Origin of the sequence: Streptomyces sp. NBC_01451, from assembly GCF_036227485.1 — a bacterium.
GTDB lineage: Bacteria > Actinomycetota > Actinomycetes > Streptomycetales > Streptomycetaceae > Streptomyces.
The window spans coordinates 2,786,578-2,804,682 of the sequence record NZ_CP109479.1; the positions used below are offsets into that span (position 1 = coordinate 2,786,578).

At 68.6% G+C, this 18,105-nt stretch carries 16 protein-coding genes; all 16 read right to left on the reverse strand.

Going from position 1 to position 18,105, the window contains the following annotated elements; all coding sequences use genetic code 11:
• Position 1: 1 nt before the first annotated feature.
• The 16 genes from atpA to rho all read right to left on the reverse strand — a co-directional run bounded on the left by atpA (position 2) and on the right by rho (position 17,591).
• Positions 2-1,594 (reverse strand): F0F1 ATP synthase subunit alpha, encoded by a 1,593-nt coding sequence (gene atpA, locus OG595_RS11775; RefSeq protein WP_329270865.1) that lies wholly within the window; start codon positions 1,592-1,594, stop codon positions 2-4.
• A gap of 159 nt (positions 1,595-1,753) precedes the next feature.
• A complete protein-coding gene (locus OG595_RS11780; RefSeq protein WP_329282811.1) occupies positions 1,754-2,569 on the reverse strand; it encodes a F0F1 ATP synthase subunit delta in 816 nt (271 codons plus the stop codon).
• 2 nt (positions 2,570-2,571) lie between these two features.
• Positions 2,572-3,123 (reverse strand): F0F1 ATP synthase subunit B, encoded by a 552-nt coding sequence (locus OG595_RS11785; RefSeq protein ID WP_329270867.1) that lies wholly within the window; start codon positions 3,121-3,123, stop codon positions 2,572-2,574.
• A 42-nt stretch (positions 3,124-3,165) separates the two neighbouring features.
• Entirely contained in the window at positions 3,166-3,396 is a 231-nt protein-coding gene (atpE, locus tag OG595_RS11790) for an ATP synthase F0 subunit C (protein WP_006381669.1), read from the reverse strand.
• Positions 3,397-3,467: 71 nt separating this feature from the next.
• Positions 3,468-4,292 carry a F0F1 ATP synthase subunit A gene (gene atpB, locus OG595_RS11795; protein WP_006381668.1) on the reverse strand — a complete coding sequence of 275 codons (825 nt, stop codon included), beginning with the start codon at positions 4,290-4,292 and terminating at the stop codon, positions 3,468-3,470.
• Between the two features lie 225 nt (positions 4,293-4,517).
• On the reverse strand, positions 4,518-4,955 hold the full coding sequence (locus tag OG595_RS11800) for a hypothetical protein (RefSeq protein WP_329270872.1): 438 nt from the start codon (positions 4,953-4,955) through the stop codon (positions 4,518-4,520).
• Between the two features lie 308 nt (positions 4,956-5,263).
• Positions 5,264-6,613, reverse strand: a complete 1,350-nt coding sequence (locus tag OG595_RS11805; RefSeq protein ID WP_329270874.1) for an MraY family glycosyltransferase — start codon at positions 6,611-6,613, stop codon at positions 5,264-5,266.
• A 126-nt stretch (positions 6,614-6,739) separates the two neighbouring features.
• A complete protein-coding gene (gene glyA / locus OG595_RS11810; protein WP_329270877.1) occupies positions 6,740-7,993 on the reverse strand; it encodes a serine hydroxymethyltransferase in 1,254 nt (417 codons plus the stop codon).
• Between the two features lie 234 nt (positions 7,994-8,227).
• Positions 8,228-8,908, reverse strand: coding sequence for an arsenate reductase/protein-tyrosine-phosphatase family protein (locus tag OG595_RS11815; protein WP_329270880.1), 681 nt, complete (start codon positions 8,906-8,908; stop codon positions 8,228-8,230).
• Positions 8,905-9,552: an L-threonylcarbamoyladenylate synthase gene (locus OG595_RS11820; RefSeq protein ID WP_329270882.1), complete on the reverse strand. Its 648-nt coding sequence runs from the start codon at positions 9,550-9,552 to the stop codon at positions 8,905-8,907. The genes OG595_RS11815 and OG595_RS11820 overlap by 4 nt, the downstream gene beginning before the upstream one ends.
• A 53-nt stretch (positions 9,553-9,605) precedes the next feature.
• Complete coding sequence (gene prmC / locus OG595_RS11825) at positions 9,606-10,445, reverse strand: peptide chain release factor N(5)-glutamine methyltransferase (RefSeq protein ID WP_189149666.1); 840 nt, start codon at positions 10,443-10,445, stop codon at positions 9,606-9,608.
• 87 nt (positions 10,446-10,532) lie between these two features.
• The gene (gene prfA, locus OG595_RS11830) at positions 10,533-11,609 is read right to left on the reverse strand and encodes a peptide chain release factor 1 (protein WP_329270884.1); all 1,077 of its coding nucleotides are present in this window, start codon (positions 11,607-11,609) and stop codon (positions 10,533-10,535) included.
• 103 nt (positions 11,610-11,712) lie between these two features.
• On the reverse strand, positions 11,713-11,937 hold the full coding sequence (rpmE, locus tag OG595_RS11835) for a 50S ribosomal protein L31 (RefSeq protein ID WP_329270887.1): 225 nt from the start codon (positions 11,935-11,937) through the stop codon (positions 11,713-11,715).
• Positions 11,938-12,206: 269 nt separating this feature from the next.
• On the reverse strand, positions 12,207-13,349 hold the full coding sequence (locus tag OG595_RS11840; protein WP_329270890.1) for an LCP family protein: 1,143 nt from the start codon (positions 13,347-13,349) through the stop codon (positions 12,207-12,209).
• A gap of 207 nt (positions 13,350-13,556) precedes the next feature.
• Positions 13,557-15,320: a trypsin-like serine protease gene (locus OG595_RS11845; RefSeq protein ID WP_443073011.1), complete on the reverse strand. Its 1,764-nt coding sequence runs from the start codon at positions 15,318-15,320 to the stop codon at positions 13,557-13,559.
• Between the two features lie 192 nt (positions 15,321-15,512).
• Positions 15,513-17,591 carry a transcription termination factor Rho gene (gene rho, locus OG595_RS11850; protein WP_329270893.1) on the reverse strand — a complete coding sequence of 693 codons (2,079 nt, stop codon included), beginning with the start codon at positions 17,589-17,591 and terminating at the stop codon, positions 15,513-15,515.
• Positions 17,592-18,105: the final 514 nt, after the last annotated feature.

The following is an 18,105-nucleotide window of genomic DNA, read 5'->3' on the forward strand; positions in this document are numbered from 1 at the left end:
GTCACTTGGCCGCGGCGGCAGGGGTGTCCTCGCCGAGCAGCTTGCCGTCCGACGTCTCGAACTGCTTCTTGAAGTCCGCGATGCCGTCCGCGATGGCGGTGAGGGTGTCGTCCGACATCTTGCCGCCCTCCTTGATGGAGGTCATGAGGCCCTGCTCCTTGCGGTGCAGGTACTCCAGGAGCTCCTTCTCGAAGCGGCGGATGTCGTTGACCGGCACCTCGTCCATCTTGCCGGTGGTGGCGGCCCAGACGGAGACGACCTGGTCCTCGGTGGCCATCGGCTGGTACTGAGCCTGCTTGAGCAGCTCGACCAGTCGCTGACCGCGCTCCAGCTGGGACTTCGACGCGGCGTCCAGGTCGGAACCGAAGGCGGCGAACGCCTCCAGCTCGCGGTACTGGGCGAGGTCGAGGCGCAGTCGGCCGGAAACCTGCTTCATCGCCTTGTGCTGCGCGGAACCACCGACTCGGGAGACGGAGATACCGACGTTCAGCGCGGGGCGCTGACCGGCGTTGAACAGGTCCGACTCCAGGAAGCACTGGCCGTCGGTGATGGAGATGACGTTGGTCGGGATGAACGCCGAGACGTCGTTGGCCTTCGTCTCGACGATCGGCAGACCGGTCATCGAGCCCTTGCCCAGCTCGTCGGAGAGCTTCGCGCAGCGCTCCAGCAGACGGGAGTGCAGGTAGAAGACGTCACCCGGGTAGGCCTCACGGCCCGGCGGGCGGCGCAGCAGCAGGGACACGGCGCGGTAGGCGTCGGCCTGCTTCGAGAGGTCGTCGAAGATGATGAGGACGTGCTTGCCCTCGTACATCCACTGCTGGCCGATGGCCGAACCGGTGTACGGCGCAAGGTACTTGAAGCCGGCCGGGTCGGACGCCGGGGCGGCGACGATGGTCGTGTACTCCAGCGCGCCGGCCTCTTCGAGGGCGCCACGCACGGAGGCGATGGTCGAACCCTTCTGACCGATGGCGACGTACACGCAGCGAACCTGCTTGTTGACGTCACCGGAGCGCCAGTTGTCGCGCTGGTTGATGATCGTGTCGACGGCCAGAGCGGTCTTGCCGGTCTGACGGTCGCCGATGATCAGCTGACGCTGGCCACGGCCGATCGGGGTCATCGCGTCGACGGCCTTGTAGCCCGTCTCCATCGGCTCGTGCACCGACTTGCGCGCCATGACGCCCGGAGCCTGCAGCTCCAGGGCGCGACGACCGCTGGTCTCGATCTCGCCGAGGCCGTCGATCGGGTTGCCGAGCGGGTCGACGACGCGGCCGAGGTAGCCCTCGCCGACGGCCACGGACAGGACCTCGCCGGTACGGGTGACCGGCTGGCCCTCTTCGACGCCGCTGAACTCGCCGAGGATGACGGTACCGATCTCGCGCTCTTCGAGGTTGAGCGCGAGGCCGAGGGTGCCGTCCTCGAACTTCAGCAGTTCGTTGGCCATGGCCGAGGGGAGGCCCTCTACCTTCGCGATGCCGTCGCCGGCAAGGGTGACCGTACCGACCTCCTCGCGCGAGGCCGCGTCCGGCTTGTACGACTGGACAAAGGTCTCCAGCGCATCCCGGATCTCCTCCGGCCGGATCGTGAGCTCCGCCATCTGGGTTCCCTGCTCTCCTTGTTGGGCCCGAAGTTTCACTTGGGGGGATGGGGACTCCCCCCAAAAAGAGGTGAATCCTCTGCACGGCCCAACCAGGGCCGTATTCAAGTACGTACTACGAGTATTGAGTTGCTGCGTGCTGTGTGGCTGCCGGGCGGGCTAGCCCGCCATGCGGCGGCCGGCGTCCTCGATACGGTCCGCGATGCTGCCGTTGATGACCTCGTCGCCGACCAGCACCCGGATTCCGCCGAGGACCTCGGGGTCCACGTCCAGGTTCAGGTGCATCTGACGGCCGTAGAGCTTCGCGAGGGCGGCGCCGAGGCGCTGCTTCTGCGGGTCGCTCAGCGGAACCGCCGAGGTGACGACGGCGACCATGCGGTCCCGGCGCTCGGCAGCGAGCTTGGACAGGGACTCGAGTCCCGCTTCCAGGCTACGTCCCCGCGGCGCGGTCACAAGGCGCGTCACCAGACGCTCGGTCGTGGGCGCGGCCCGGCCCCCGAGCAGGCTGCGCAGCAGCTCGCTCTTGGCGCCGGTGGTCGCGGCACGGTCGGTCAGCGCGGCGCGCAGCTCGGTGTTCGAGGAGACGATCCGGCCGAACCGGAACAGCTCGTCCTCGACGTTGTCGAGCGCGCCCGCCTGCTGGGCGGCCGTGAGGTCGGCGAGGTCCGCCAGCTCCTCCAGCGCGTCCACCAGGTCGCGCGAACGCGACCAGCGGGAGCGCACCATGCCGCCCACCAGGTCGGTGGTGGGCCCGCCGACCTGACTGCCGAAGAGACGCTGGGCCAGCTCGGCCTTGGCCTCTCCGGGCTGCGCCGGGTCGGTGAGGACCCGACGCAGCGACACCTCGCGGTGCAGCAGCGCGGTGACCGAAGCCAGCTCCTCCGACAGCTTCTTCGCGTCGGCGGACGTCGAGTCCGTCAGCGCGTCGAGACGCTCCCGTGCGGCGGCGGCAGCCTCGCGACTGGCTCCGTGCACGGTCATCGAGTCGCCTCGGCCTTCTCCTCGAGGTCGTCGAGGAAGCGGTCGATCACACGGCTCTGCCGGGCGTGGTCCTCAAGGGACTCACCGACGAGCTTGCCGGCCAGCTCGGTGGCGAGCCTGCCGACGTCCTGGCGAAGCGCGGACGAGGCGGCCTTGCGGTCGGCGTCGAGCTGGGAGTGACCGGCGGCGACGATCTCCTCGCGCTGCCGCTGGCCTTCCGCGCGCATCTCCGCGATGAGCGTGGCGCCCTGCTCCTGCGCCTCCTGGCGCAGACGCGCGGCCTCGTGCCGGGCCTCGGCGAGCTGGGCCTTGTACTGCTCGAGGACACTCTGGGCCTCGGTCTGAGCGGCCTCGGCCTTCTCGATACCGCCCTCGATGGCCTCGCGCCGCTCTTCCAGAACCTTGTTGATGGTCGGGAGGAGCTTCTTGGCGAGGAAGCCGAAGACGATGACGAAGGCGATCAGGCCGATGACAAGCTCCGGCCACGGCGGAATGAGAGGGTTTTCCTTCTCCGCCTCGGCCGCCAGCTGAACCAGTGCGTGGTTCACATCAGTGCCTTTCGTCGAATGGGGCTGTCGTCGTGATTCGTCTTAGTAGACGAACGGCATGACGAGGCCGATGAGGGCCAGCGCCTCACAGAACGCGAAGCCGAGGATCTGGTTGGCGCGGATCAGGCCGGCCGCTTCGGGCTGACGGGCCAGGGCCTGGGTGCCGTTACCGAAGATGATGCCGACGCCGACGCCCGGGCCGATCGCGGCGAGGCCGTAACCGATGGAGCCGAGGTTGCCTTCGACCGCAGCAAGGGTCTGGAGAGCGGACATGCCGGTTCTTCCTTCTCTTTCAGTGACCGGTGGGGGTTGGCCACCGGATGTCTCTTGGTAGGGCGGACGACTCAGTGGTGCTCGGCGAGCGCGCCCTGGATGAAGGTGCAGGTCAGGAGGACGAAGACGTACGCCTGCACTGCCTGGATGAAGAGTTCGAAGGCGGTCATCACGATGACCATCACGAAGGAGACACCCGAGTACGCGATGCCGATGCCGTTCAGCATGTACCAGCTGGCGATCGTGAAGAGCAGCAGCAGGGTGTGACCGGCGAACATGTTCGCGAACAGTCGCACGGCGTGCGTGAACGGGCGGACCACCAGGTTCGAGAAGAACTCGATCGTCATGGCCAGCGGGAGCACCGCGCCCAACGTCTTGTCGTAGCCGGTGAAGTTCTTGAAGGCGCCGACGAAACCGTGCCGCTTGAAGGTCAGTGAGACCCAGGTGATGTAGACGATGGCCGCGAGAACCGCCGGGTAGGCGATGATCGAGGTCACGGGGAACGAGGCGATCGGGATGATCGACCAGATGTTCATCATCCAGATGAAGAAGAAGAGCGAGACGGCAAGCGGTACGTACTTGTCGCCCTCCTTCTTGCCGATCGTCTCGTAGACGATGCCGCGCCGGACGAAGTCGTAACCGGCCTCGGCGACCATCTGCAGTTTGCCGGGAACCATCTTGGGCTTACGGAACGCGGCCCAGAAGAACCCCACCACGATGATGGACCCGAGCAGCGCGAGCAGCATGGGCTTGTTGAAGTAGAGCCCGTTGCCGTCGGCGTCGCCCCAAAGCGGCTCGAACATGAACGAATGCAGGCCCGGAGCCGGGAAGCCACAACCGTCGAAGAGGTGGCAATCGGTCTCGAAGGCGAGCACCTGCGTCGGGTCAGCACTCACCACGGGCTCCTTCGGCGTGACGCATGGGTACGGCAACCTCGTTGTGTCGGCACGGCGCGCAGCCGCGGTTCGGCACTGGACTGGTGTTACGGATGTGGGGGCGGCTGTGGGGCATCAAGCCTCGCGATTGAGCAGGCGTCAGCTCAGATGCCCGCGCCCGCGATGCCGCAGTTGGCACCGGACGATAGCAGGATCTCTCGCACCCGCTTATCCCGGCCCTACCTCTCACGACGAGTGCCCTGTCTTTTCGGGCCTGTCCCCCATCGTGGAGTCGGGTTCAACGTAGAGGATCTTCGACTTCATGTGGGCACGAGCTTGCGCCGCGATCCAGGCGAGCGTGCCTGCGACCAGCGTGAGCGCGAAGGCCCTGGGGTTGAACAGCGTCGTGTTCTTGAACGCCGCGAGAAAGATGAACAGCAGAAGAATTTGCGCCGCGTACAGCATCAGGCCCATTGCCTGGAACAGATGCGGAAGCGTTTTGGCAGTGCGCTGCAGAACGTAGAACCCGATACCCATGAAGAGAATCACGACCAGCGTCGCCACGACCGCCCCGATCGCGCCTTCGGCACCAGCGACCACGGCACTGACGACGGCGGCAAGTGCGCCGACGGCAGCTGTGGGCACAGCGGCTTGAAGCAGGATCCGGACGTCATTGGACGGCATGGCGGCAACTCCGCTTTCACAGGGGGGCAGGTGTCGTCATGGACGAGCGTAGTCCCCGGTTCGAGCAGAGAAACTCGCGCCAATGGACCGTCGCACTGCGGTCCTTCGGTTCTGTCCGGGGTTCTCGTGAACCGTATCACAAACTATTTGATGAGGTCTTTACCTGGATGGTGTGCTCGGTGTCACACATGAGAGTGAACCTGCCCACCTGTGCAGAACCAGCGCCGAATTGTCTGGTATTGGAGCGCTTCGTCCGCTCCGTGCTCTCTCTGTTTCAAGCAAAGCATTAGTCAGATTCTTACCTTGCGTCAGCGCGACGACCCGGCTTTACGTCGGTCAAGGAGCCGCGAACGGGGGCCGATCGCCGTCGCTCCGTTGACACCCGAGACGCCGGCCCGCACCGGAGCGCGGTGTTCGGGGGCGGCCTCCTCGTCGGCCATGGCCGGCACCGAGGCGGCGGGCGCCGTCGCACCGGCCTCCTCCGCCGTGCGGCCGCGCCGGTAGCGCGGCGGCACGAACCGCTCGGCCCAGCGCGGGGTGCGCGGCGTGAAGCGCGGCAGCAGCAGGAGTACGAGTCCGATCGCGCTCAGTGCCACCACACTGAGGACGATCCACATGGACGCGTTGTTGACCGAGTAGGACAGGGCGCCGAAGCCGATCAGCGCCGACCAGAAGTACATGATCAGGACGGCCCTGCTGTGCGAGTGCCCGACCTCCAGCAGCCGGTGGTGCAGATGCCCCCGGTCGGCCGCGAACGGCGACTGTCCGCGCCAGGTGCGCCGCACGATGGCCAGCACGAGGTCGGCGGCCGGGATCGCGATGATGGTGAGCGGCATCAGCAGCGGGATGTAGACCGGCACCATCTGGTGCACGGTGTTGCGCTCGGACCCGGAGAACAGGTTCATCGCGTCGGGGTCGATCTGCCCGGTGATGGAGATCGCGCCGGCGGCCAGCACCAGGCCGATGAGCATCGACCCGGAGTCGCCCATGAAGATCCGGGCGGGATGCATGTTGTGCGGCAGGAAGCCGAGGCACATGCCCATCAGGATCACCGAGAACAGGGTGGCCGGGGCGGCGGCCTCGATGCCGTACGAGACCCAGACGCGGTAGGCGTAGAGGAAGAACGCCGCCGAGGCGATGCACACCATGCCGGCCGCGAGACCGTCCAGGCCGTCGACGAAGTTGACGGCGTTGATGGTGATGACGACCAGCGCCACCGTCAGCAGGGTGCCCTGCCACTGCGTCAGCGCGACGTTGCCCACGGACGGGATCGGCAGCCACAGGATCGTCAGACCCTGCATGACCATGACGCCGGCGGCGATCATCTGGCCGCCCAGCTTGATCAGGGCGTCGATCTCGAACTTGTCGTCCAGCACGCCGATCAGCCAGATGAGCGCGGCGCCGGAGAGCAGTGCCCGCGGCTCGTTCGAGTTCTTGAAGACCTCGTGGAGGTTGGTGAGGTGGTCGGCGACCAGCAGTCCGGCGCACAGCCCGAAGAACATCGCGATCCCGCCGAGCCGCGGAGTGGGTTCCCGGTGCACGTCACGGGCCCTGATCTCCGGCATCGCTCCGGCCACGATCGCGAACTTCCGTACCGGCCCGGTCAGCAGATACGTCACCGCGGCCGTGATGCAGAGCGTCAGCAGGTATTCACGCACAGGCTTCCCCACAGGTCTCGCTGGCCATCCAGGCCCCACACCCTAGCGAGGGACGCATAGGGATAGGGACTTCCGGGTAGCGAAGATGGTTGCACGCGCGCCTGTGCACAGGTTGACGACTACCCCTCATCGCCCGGGATACGGCGGAAATCTACCGGTCAGCTCCCGCACTTCGTCACGCGCCCCACCGCTCTCGACAGCCCCACGCAGCACATCCGCCAGCAGCACCGCGATCCGCGCCATCTCCGCCTCCCCCATCCCCTGGGTGGTCGGCGCGGCCGTCCCCAGCCGCAGCCCGCGCGCCTCCCCGTGGGGCAGCGGACAGCAGTCCAGAACCACTCCTGCGGCGGAAAGCAGGCCTCGCGCGGCACGTCCGTCCACGCCCAGGGGCGCCGGGTCGACCGTGATCAGGTGCGTGTCCGTCCCGCCTGTCGTCACCACGAACCCCTCGGCGGCCAGCCCCGCCGCCAGCACCCGGGCGTTGGCGACCACCTGATGGGCGTACGCCGTGAAGGCCGGGGTCGCCGCCTCGCCGAAGGCGACTGCCTTGGCGGCGATCGTGTGCATCTGCGCGCCCCCCTGGGTGAACGGGAAAACCGCCCGGTCGACCCGTTCCGCGAGCTCGGCGCCGCACAGCAGCATTCCGCCGCGCGGTCCGCGCAGCACCTTGTGGGTGGTCGCGCAGACGACGTCGGCGTACGGCACGGGGCTGGGCGCCGCTCCCCCGGCGACGAGTCCGATGGGGTGCGCGGCATCCGCGATGAGGTAGGCGCCCGCCTCGTCGGCGATCTCGCGGAAGGCGGCGTAGTCGATGTGCCGGGGGTAGGCGATGGACCCGCAGACGACGGCCTTGGGTCGATGCGTACGGGCGAGGGCGCGCACCTGCTCGTAGTCGATGAGGCCGCTCTCCGCGTCGACGCCGTAGGGGACGAAGTCGAACCAGCGGCCGGAGAAGTTTGCGGGCGACCCGTGCGTGAGATGCCCGCCGTGGTGCAGCCCGAGGGCTAGGACGGTGTCACCGGGGCGCAGGAGGGCGGCGTAGGCGGCCAGAACGGCCGAAGACCCGGAGTGGGACTGGACGTTGGCGTGTTCGGCGCCGAACAGGGCCCTGGCCCGCTCCACGGCGAGGCGCTCGGCGACGTCGACGATCTCGCAGCCGCCGTGGTGCCGGGCGCCGGGATAGCCCTCGGCGTACTTGTTGGCGAGCGGCGAGCCGAGCGCGGCGAGCACGGCGGGCGAGGCGAAGTTCTCGGCGGCGATCAGCTGGAGCGTCGTCGACTGCCGTTCGGCCTCCCCGAGCAGCACCTCGGCCAGCTCGGGGTCCTGCCGGCGCAGTACGTCAACAGCGCCATCGCTCTCAAAGGCATGCGTGACCGACATGATGGGCTCCGGGCGTCGACGGTGACGTACGTCCAATGTAGGCCGCAGCGCCCTGATCGGCGCGGCGCTGTGCCAATACGCGGCTCCGCCGCGCGGGCGCGACAAGCTCCGCTCCCGGCCCGTCATCGTCCGCGCCCACGGAAACGCGCCCCGGAGGGGCGCGGGGAACTGCGCGATCAGCCACGACGGACCCGCAAGCCGCACGACGACCCGCCGAGGCAGGTCAGTGGGCGCTCAGGCCTTCGCAGGCACCCCGGTCAACGCCGTCACGACCGGATCCAACGCCTGCTGTATCTCGTCCCCGATCGACCGGAAGAAGGTCAGGGGCGCCCCGTACGGGTCGTACACCTCGTCCGCCTCCGCGGTGGGCGCGAGGAGCCACCCGCGTAGAGCCGCCGCGGCGCGGACCAGTGCGCGCGCCCGTTCGATCATGCCGTCGTCGAGCGGGGGCAGGGTCGCCGGGTCTATCGCCTTCACCAGGCGGGTGAACTCCTTCAGCGTGAAGGTGCGCAGGCCCGCCGAGTGGCCCATGGAGATGACCTGCGCGCGGTGGTCACGCGTGGCCGTCAGCACCAGGTCGGCCCGGATGACGTGCTCGTCGAGCAGCTCGCGCCCGGTGAAGCCGGAGGGGTCCGCGCCGAACTCCGCGAGGACCGCCTCCGCGTTGGCCTCCATGGGCGCGCCCTCGTGGCCCCACGTACCGGCGCTCTCCACGATGAGGCCGCCCCACAGCGGGTCGCCGAGCCGGTCCGCCAGGGCATGCCGGGTCAGCCGCTCGGTGATCGGTGAGCGGCAGACGTTTCCGGTGCTGACATAGAGGATGCGGAAGGCGTCCCGCGAGGCCCCGTTCCAGTGCTGAGCCCCCGTGACCCCCGTGCGCATGCCTATGCCACGCCCCGCGTCAGGGGCTGTCAATTCGCCACCTCGAGGTCGGGGACCACCTTGCGCAGCTCTTCGGCCGACAGTGCGCCCGCGCGCAGCAGGACCGGCACCTTGCCCGTGACGTCGACGATCGACGACGGGATGATTCCGGGCGTGGGGCCGCCGTCCAGGTAGACGGAGACGGAGTCGCCGAGCATCTCCTGGGCGGCGTCGCAGTCCTCGGGGGACGGGTGGCCCGTCAGGTTGGCGGAGGAGACCGCCATGGGGCCGACCTCGGTCAGCAGTTCGATCGCCACCGGGTGCAGCGGCATGCGTACGGCGACCGTGCCGCGAGTGTCCCCGAGGTCCCACTGGAGGGACGGCTGGTGCTTGGCGACGAGGGTCAGGGCGCCCGGCCAGAAGGCGTCGACGAGCTCCCAGGCCATCTCGGAGAAGTCCGTGACGAGGCCGTGCAGGGTGTTCGGGGAGCCGATCAGGACGGGCGTGGGCATGCCACGACCACGGCCCTTCGCCTCCAGCAGGTCGGTGACGGCCTCGGAGGAGAACGCGTCGGCACCGATGCCGTAGACCGTGTCGGTCGGGAGGACCACCAGCTCGCCGCGGCGGACGGCGGACGCGGCCTCGCGCAGACCGGTCGTGCGGTCGGTCGCGTCGTTGGTGTCGTATCGCCGAGCCATTTAGCGGGCCTCCTCGTACACGTACTGCTGGGGGTAGGAAGTCTGGGTGTCGCTCACGGCGTTGCCCTGCGGGCCGTCGCGAAGCGCGGGCGGTTGTTGAGGTCCGGGTGGTCGGCCGCGTCGGCCCAGCCCCGCTCCTCGGTGAAGATCCACGGCACCTGGCCGCCCTGGGTGTCCGCGTGCTCGACGACGACGACGCCGCCGGGGCGCAGCAGACGGTGTGCGGTGCGTTCGAGGCCCCGGATGAGGTCGAGGCCGTCCTCGCCCGAGAACAGGGCGAGTTCGGGATCGTGGTCCCGGGCCTCCGGGGCGACGTACTCCCACTCGGTGAGCGGGATGTACGGCGGGTTGGAGATGACCAGGTCGACCTGGCCGTCGAGGTCCTGGAAGGCGTCCAGGGCGTTGCCCTGCCGCAGGTCGACCCTGGACCCCTCCATGTTCTTGCGGGTCCACGCCAGGGCGTCCTCGGACAGCTCCACGGCGTGCACCCGGGAGCGCGGGACCTCCTGGGCGAGGGCGAGCGCGATGGCGCCGGAACCGGTGCACAGGTCGACGATCAGCGGCTCGACGACGTCCATCGCGCGGACGGCGTCTATGGCCCAGCCGACGACCGACTCGGTCTCGGGACGGGGTACGAACACGCCCGGTCCGACCTGGAGTTCCAGGTAGCGGAAGAAGGCGCGTCCGGTGATGTGCTGGAGCGGCTCGCGGGCCTCGCGACGGGCGATGACCTCCCAGTAGCGGGCGTCGAAGTCCACGTCCTTGACGGTGTGCAGCGTGCCGCGCTTCACGCCGTGCACGAACGCGGCGAGTTCCTCCGCGTCGTTGCGCGGCGAGGGCACGCCCGCGTCGGCCAGCCGCTGGGTGGCCTGGGCCACCTCCGCGAGCAGCAAGCTGCGGGGGCTCGGGGGCCGTCCCCCAATGTTCTGCTGCACGCTGGTCCTCCGGTACTCGTCACTCGTACGGGGCTCGTACGGGGCTTACGCTGCCGCGAGCTTCGCTGCGGAGTCCGCGTCGACACAGGCCTGGATGACGGCGTCGAGGTCGCCGTCCAGCACCTGGTCGAGGTTGTACGACTTGAAGCCGACGCGGTGGTCCGAGAGGCGATTCTCCGGGAAGTTGTACGTACGGATCTTCTCGGAGCGGTCGACGGTGCGGACCTGGCTGCGGCGGGCGTCGGCGGCCTCCTTCTCCGCTTCCTCCACGGCTGCCGCGAGGAGCCTGGAGCGCAGGATACGCATCGCCTGCTCCTTGTTCTGCAGCTGGCTCTTCTCGTTCTGGCAGGAGGCGACGACTCCGGTGGGAACGTGCGTGATGCGCACCGCGGAGTCGGTCGTGTTGACGGACTGTCCGCCGGGACCGGAGGAGCGGTACACGTCGATGCGGAGGTCGTTCGGGTTGATCTCCACGTCGACCTCCTCCGCCTCGGGGGTGACCAGGACACCGGCCGCGGAGGTGTGGATACGGCCCTGGGACTCGGTCGCGGGCACGCGCTGCACGCGGTGCACCCCGCCCTCGTACTTCAGCCGGGCCCAGACGCCCTGGCCGGGCTCGGTGGCACCCTGGCCGCCCTTGGTCTTCACCGCGACCTGGACGTCCTTGTAGCCGCCCAGCTCGGACTCGGTGGCGTCGATGATCTCGGTCTTCCACCCGACGCGCTCGGCGTACCGGAGATACATCCGCAGGAGGTCACCGGCGAACAGGGCGGACTCGTCGCCGCCCGCGCCGGCCTTGACCTCCAGGATCACGTCCTTGTCGTCGTTGGGGTCACGCGGAACGAGCAGCAGGCGCAGCTTCTCGGTGAGCTCCTCGCGCTGCTTCTCCAGTTCCTTGACCTCGGCGGCGAAGTCGGGGTCGTCGACAGCGAACTCCTTCGCCGTGCCGATGTCGTCCCCGGTCTGCTTCCAGGAGCGGTAGGTCCCGACGATCGGGGTCAGCTCGGCGTAGCGCTTGTTGAGCTTGCGCGCGTTGGCCTGGTCGGCGTGCACCGACGGGTCGGCGAGCTTCTTCTCCAGGTCGGCGTGCTCGGTGAGCAGATCCTCGACGGCCTCGAACATGGGGGCTCCTGAAAACGTGTGGTGCGTGGGGGACGGCGGGCGACCAAAAACGCCGGTCCAGGTACGCCCCGGGGGGCGACCATGGACCGGCGCTGGTGCCTCGCTACTTCGTGGAGCCGGCAGCGGCCTTGCCGAAGCGGGCCTCGAAGCGGGCCACGCGGCCACCGGTGTCGAGGATCTTCTGCTTGCCCGTGTAGAACGGGTGGCACTCGGAGCAGACCTCGGCGCGGATGGTGCCGCTCGTGATCGTGCTGCGGGTGGTGAACGACGCGCCACAGGTGCAGCTGACCTGCGTCTCGACGTACTCGGGGTGGACTTCGCGCTTCAAGGGGTTCTCCTAGTTTCGGGAGGGCTCCGGGTCGCCTCCGCGGGATGCGGGTGCGTGAACCGGGGCCGACGTACCAGTCTGCCAGGACTGGGCGCATCCCCCAAAACCGGGGGCGGGGGTTGGATATTCCCCGGGGGTGCGGGAGGGGGTGGTGGAGTTGCGTTCGCGGGCAGGTGCGGGTGCGCTGTGGCTTGTCGCGCCCACGCGGCGGAGCCGCAAATGTCACAGCCCCGCGCCCCTGGGAAAGCAGGGGCGCAGCCCCTGCTTTCCTAGCTCACCACACCCGCCGCGTCGCCCTTCGCCGTGCCCTTTGTCGCGGCTGCCGGGATGGGCCGGTCGGCCTTGAGTGCGTTCCAGACCAGGCGGGCCTTGGCCTTGTCGACTATGACCCTGTTGGGGTTGGCCGGGTCGTACTCCACCGGCATGGTGATCATAGTCATGTGGGCGGAGCTGATGCTCTTGAGGCCCGTCGCGAAGGAGGTCAGCGACCGGACCGAGCCCAGGTCGGAGTCGGTCGTGACGGCCTTGGTGGCGGTGTCCGCCAGGTCGAAGAGCTTCTTGGGGTTGCTGAGGACCCCTACGTCCTTGATCTGGTCGACGAGGGCCTTGATGAACGCCTGCTGGAGCTGGATGCGGCCGAGGTCGGAGCCGTCGCCGACGCCGTGGCGGGTGCGGACCAGGCCGAGCGCCTGCACGCCGTTCAGCTTGTGCGTACCGGCCTTCAGGTTCAGGTGGCTGTCGGAGTCCTTGATGTCCTTCGTCGTGGTCACCTGCACGCCGCCCAGTTCGTCGACGAGCTTCTGGAAGCCGGTGAAGTCGACCTCGATGTAGTGGTCCATGCGGATACCGGTGAGCGACTCGACGGTCTTCACCGCGCAGGCGGCGCCGCCCGTGGAGTAGGCGGAGTTGAACATCACGCCGGAGGCCGGGTCGTGCGTGACGCCCTTGGCGTCGGTGCACAGGGGGCGGTCGACGAGCGTGTCCCGGGGTATGGAGACCACGCTCGCCTTCTTGTGGCCCTCGTACACGTGGACGATCATCGCGGTGTCCGAGCGTGCGCTGCCGTCGTCCGCGCCGCCGCCGAGCTTCTTGTTGGCGCCGGAGCGGGTGTCCGAGCCCAGGACCAGGATGTCCTCGGAGCCGTTGTCGACGTTGGTCGGGCGGTCGGTGCCCAGGACCTGGTTGATGTCGACGCTCTTGATGTTGCCGTTGAGCTTGAAGTACACGTATCCGAGACCGGTGCCGCCGAGCACGACGATGGCGGCGGCGATCCAGGCCGTGACGAGCAGGGCCCTGGAGTGCTTGCCCCGGGGCTTGCGGCGGCTGCCTCGCTTACCCGGCGCTCCTGGCACCCCTGGTGCCTGTGGCGTCCCTGGCTTGGCTGGATCAAGCGGATTGCTCTCGGCGGACATGTGCTTCCTTCGGTCTCGTCCGGTCGGTTACCCCCTGCTTTCAGGGACAGTCCTGTTTCCGTCGTAACCGGTCAGTCAGACGGTCATTACGGAAAAAGGGTTGCACAACGCGCTGTGCCCTTCGCGTGATGCGAAGGGCACAGCGCGTGACCGAACGCTCGGGACGTTCCTCGCGAATCGCTCAGAAGACCCCGTTCACCTGCGGATTCAGCTGATGATGTCCCACTGCTTGTAGTCGGTTCCGACGGACTTCGGTGTGCCGAAGATCTCGCTCGTGCCCTTGCCGGTACCCGGGTAGAGGTACATCGTCCCGGCGGGCGTACGGGCCAGGAGGTCGGCCTTTCCGTCGCCGGTCACGTCACCGGGGGTGACCAGGGTGTTGAAGCCGCTCCAGGTGCGCACCTTGACCCGGGCCGCGAAGGCCTGGGAGCCGGTCTTGCCGTTGCCCTTGAGGAGGTAACCGACCCCGCCGGTCCTGGTGCGGGCCAGCAGGTCGGCCTTGCCGTCACCGGTGAAGTCGCCGTGGCCGACGATCGAGCTGTACTGGTTCCAGCCGGTGGAGACCTTCGACGGCGTCCCGAAGGTGCCGTTGCCGTTGCCCGGGTAGATCCACAGGGCGCCCGCGGAGTCGACCGAGAGGACGTCGGGCTTGTAGTCGCCGGTGACGTCACCCGGGGTGATGATCCGGGTGCGGGTCTTCCAGTTGGCGAAGATCGTCTTCGTGGCCCAGCTTCCGGCACTGCCGTCGGCATTGGGCACGTAGTGCATCCAGTAGACGGCACCGGAGCCGCTGTCGCGGATCACCAGGTCCTGGTAGTCGTCCCGGTTCAGGTCGGTCTGGAGGACGACGTTGACGCCGTCCCAGTTGCCCCAGGGCTCGCTCGCACCGAAGCTGGTGCCCTTGGAGTCCTTCTCGTAGCCGACCTTGGTGGAGGCGCGGCGCAGCCACAGGTCGGCCATCTGGTCGCCGCTGAGGTTCGCGTCCTCGACCCGCGGGTACACGGCGCCGACGTACGAGGTGACCTTCGAGAAGACGCTGTAGGCGCCCGTCTCGACGCAGTCCGTCACACCCCACGACACAACGCCCACGACCTTGCCCGCGACCACGAGCGGGCCGCCGGAGTCGCCGTTGCATGTCGTGGTGGTACCGGTGTCGCTTCCGGTGGCGGGCTTGCCCGCGCAGACCATGTGCCCCTTGACGAAGTCGCTGCCGTACTTGCCCGCGCAGGTGGCGTCGGACTGGATGGGCAGCGTGGCCGTCTTCAGGGTCGCGGAGATGTCCTGGGTGGTGGAGCTGGTGCGCCCCCAGCCGTAGACCTTGGCGTTGGTGAGCGCCTTGTACGAGGTGGTGTCGCCGGACGTCGTCATCCGGATCGGCGGGGCCTTGACGGGGTACGCGAGTGTCAGGACGGCGATGTCGTTGTCGAACGTCACCGAGCTGTACGACGGGTTGCTCCACTGGCGCCAGACGCCAGAGACGGTCCCGTTCGTGTTCCCGTCGGCGTCCGGAAGCGTCGCGGTACCGGTGATGACGGCACCGTTGGCGTTCCAGTTGTAGCCCTTGACGCAGTGCGCGGCGGTGAGGACCTTCGTCGGCGCGATGACCGCGCCGCCGCAGAAGAAGTCGACGTCGTCGCCGGTCGCGTCCGGGGTGCCCTTGTCGTCGTAGTACCAGAGCTGGGCCATGTACGGGGCCGCCGAGATGGTGGTCGTCGAACCACCGATGATCTTCGCGTCCTTGGTGCCGCCGACGGAGCCGGCGGTGAACGCCGTCTTCTTGGAAGCCAGGGTGCCGTCACCGGCGGCCGCACCCGCGACGCGCTGCTTGAGCTCCGCCGTGCTCGGCGCGCTGCGGCTCAGGTCCGTGGTGGGCTTCGGCAGGGCGGTGGCCGCGTTCGCGGACGACATCATCAGCGCGCCGGTGACCGCGGCGGCGAGGCCGGCGGCGATCACGGGAACGGCGATCCGCACACGGCGTCTGTGGCGGCCTTCACCGGCCAGGGATATACCCACTCAAGTCCCCCCTAGGGATCGTCAGTTCGGGCACACCACGAGAATCGGCCCGAAGAGCGCGATCGTACACCTGTCCCATACACCACAAAGGGCCACCCCCTTAACAGGGGGTGGCCCTTTGTGGACTGCTTGCCGACCGTTTACCGGCCGTCAGTCGTTGTTGCCGCCCGGCGTCGTCTTCTGGATCTGGAGCAGGAACTCGGCGTTCGACTTCGTCTGCTTCATTTTGTCGAGAAGCAGCTCGATCGCCTGCTGCTGGTCGAGCGCGTGCAGCACCCGGCGCAGCTTCCAGGTGACGGCGAGCTCGTCGCTGCCGAGCAGGATCTCTTCCTTACGGGTACCGGACGCGTCCACGTCCACCGCCGGGAAGATGCGCTTGTCGGCGAGCTTCCGGTCGAGCTTGAGCTCGGCGTTTCCGGTGCCCTTGAACTCCTCGAAGATGACCTCGTCCATGCGGGACCCGGTGTCCACCAGCGCGGTGGCGAGGATGGTCAGCGAGCCGCCGTCCTCGATGTTGCGGGCAGCACCGAAGAAGCGCTTCGGCGGGTACAGGGCGGTCGAGTCGACACCACCGGACAGGATGCGGCCGGAGGCCGGGGCGGCGAGGTTGTACGCACGGCCCAGACGCGTGATCGAGTCCAGGAGTACGACGACGTCGTGGCCCAGTTCCACCAGACGCTTGGCGCGCTCGATGGCCAGCTCGGCGACCGTGGTGTGGTCCTCGGCCGGGCGGTCGAAGGTCGAGGAGATGACCTCGCCCTTCACCGACCGCTGCATGTCCGTGACCTCTTCCGGACGCTCGTCGACCAGGACGACCATCAGGTGGCACTCGGGGTTGTTGTGCGTGATCGCGTTGGCGATCGCCTGCATGATCATGGTCTTGCCGGTCTTCGGCGGGGCCACGATCAGACCGCGCTGGCCCTTACCGATCGGCGCGACGAGGTCGATGATGCGGGTGGTGAGGACGCCCGGGTCCGTCTCCAGACGGAGGCGGTCCTGCGGGTAGAGCGGGGTCAGCTTGTTGAACTCGGGGCGCCCGCGACCGGAGTCGGGGGCCATGCCGTTGGTCGAGTCCAGGCGCACCAGCGCGTTGAACTTCTCGCGGCGCTCCCCGTCCTTCGGCTGACGGACCGCGCCGGTGACGTGGTCGCCCTTGCGCAGGCCGTTCTTGCGGACCTGGGCGAGGGAGACGTACACGTCGTTGGGGCCCGGCAGGTATCCCGACGTGCGGATGAAGGCGTAGTTGTCGAGGATGTCGAGGATGCCCGCGACGGGGATCAGGACGTCGTCGTCGGCGACCTGCGGCTCGTTCGGGCCGAACTCCTCGCGCCCACGACGGCCACGGCGGTCGCGGTAGCGTCCGCGACGGCCACGGCGTCCGCCGTCGAAGTCGTCCCCGTCCTCATCGGCCCGCGGACCGTTGTCACGTGGACCGTTGTCGCGCGGCCCGGTGTCCCGCTGCTGGCGGTCCTGACGGTCCTGCCGGTCCTGGCGCTCGGGACGGTCCTGGCGGTCCTGACGACCGCCGGCCTGCTGCTGACCCTGCTGGGTCCCGCGCTGCTGGGCGGCGCCCTGCTCCTCGGTCTTGTTGCCCCGGCGGTCGCGGTCCCGGCCGCGGTCGCCGCGGTCCCGGCGGTCGCGACGGCCCTGGCGGCCGTCACCGTCGGCGTCACCGGCCTGCGCGGCCTGCGTCTCGGCCTTCGGCTCGCTCTTCACCTCGGCGACGATCGTCTCGGGGCTGCCTGCCTCGGCGGTGGCGCGGCGCCTGCGGCGCTCGGCCGGGGCGTCCTCGCTGGCGGGCTGGCCGGGAATCTCGATCTGCTGCTGGGCCACGGCCTTCTCGACGGGCGCCTCGACGACCTGCACGGCCGCCTTCTTCTCGGCGGCGGCGGGCGCGGCGTCCTCGCCCGTGCGGGCCTTGGAGGTGGCGCGGCGCCTGGGCTTGGTCTCGGCGGCGTCCCCGGCAGGGGCAGCGGCGGCCTTGGGGGTCCCGCCCCCGGCCTGCGCCTCCTTGATGACCTCGATCAGCTGGCTCTTGCGCATCCGCGCGGTGCCCTTGATACCGAGGCCGGATGCGACCTGCTGCAGTTCGGCCAGCACCATGCCGTCGAGGCCGGTACCGCGGCGCCGCCGGGAGCCGGCACCCGTGGCAGGCGCGGAGGCGTCCGTGGAGGGCGCCGCAGCGGTCTCCTCGACACGTGCGCCCATCAGATCGGTGGTGTCGCTCACGAAGGGTCCTTCCCTGGAGCGGACGTCGGCCTGTCTGGCACGGCGACCGGTTTTGCTGTCCGGCTGCGGTCCTTCATGAGTGGACCGTGCCGGGGCGGTGGTCCGCCGAAGCGGCGGAAGAGGTTTCTGGTGATGGCGTTTCCCAAAGCCGTGACACTGAGTTCCGTGTCAGGTGGCTTGGTCACACCGGTTCCGGAGCGTGCCCTGAATGCCACTCAGCGCCTGCACACGACGAAACGAACGCCGCATGAAACACAGAGTGGCTTGGGGGGCTCCCGGAAGAATGTCTGTCCCGGACGGGGACACAAAGCACCTCGCCATGGTGGGGTCGGGTGCAGACTTGAGGTTAACACTACCGGATCCAACAAACATTCCCCCTCTCCAAATCCGGCAACCGTATGTAGTTGAATGTCACAGCGCCGAATGCCGCAGCGATGAATGCCGACCCGTCCGACGCGTCGGACGAGCCGTCGGAGGCGGCGCCGAACGCGGCAGTGCCGGATCTCGTAAGTTC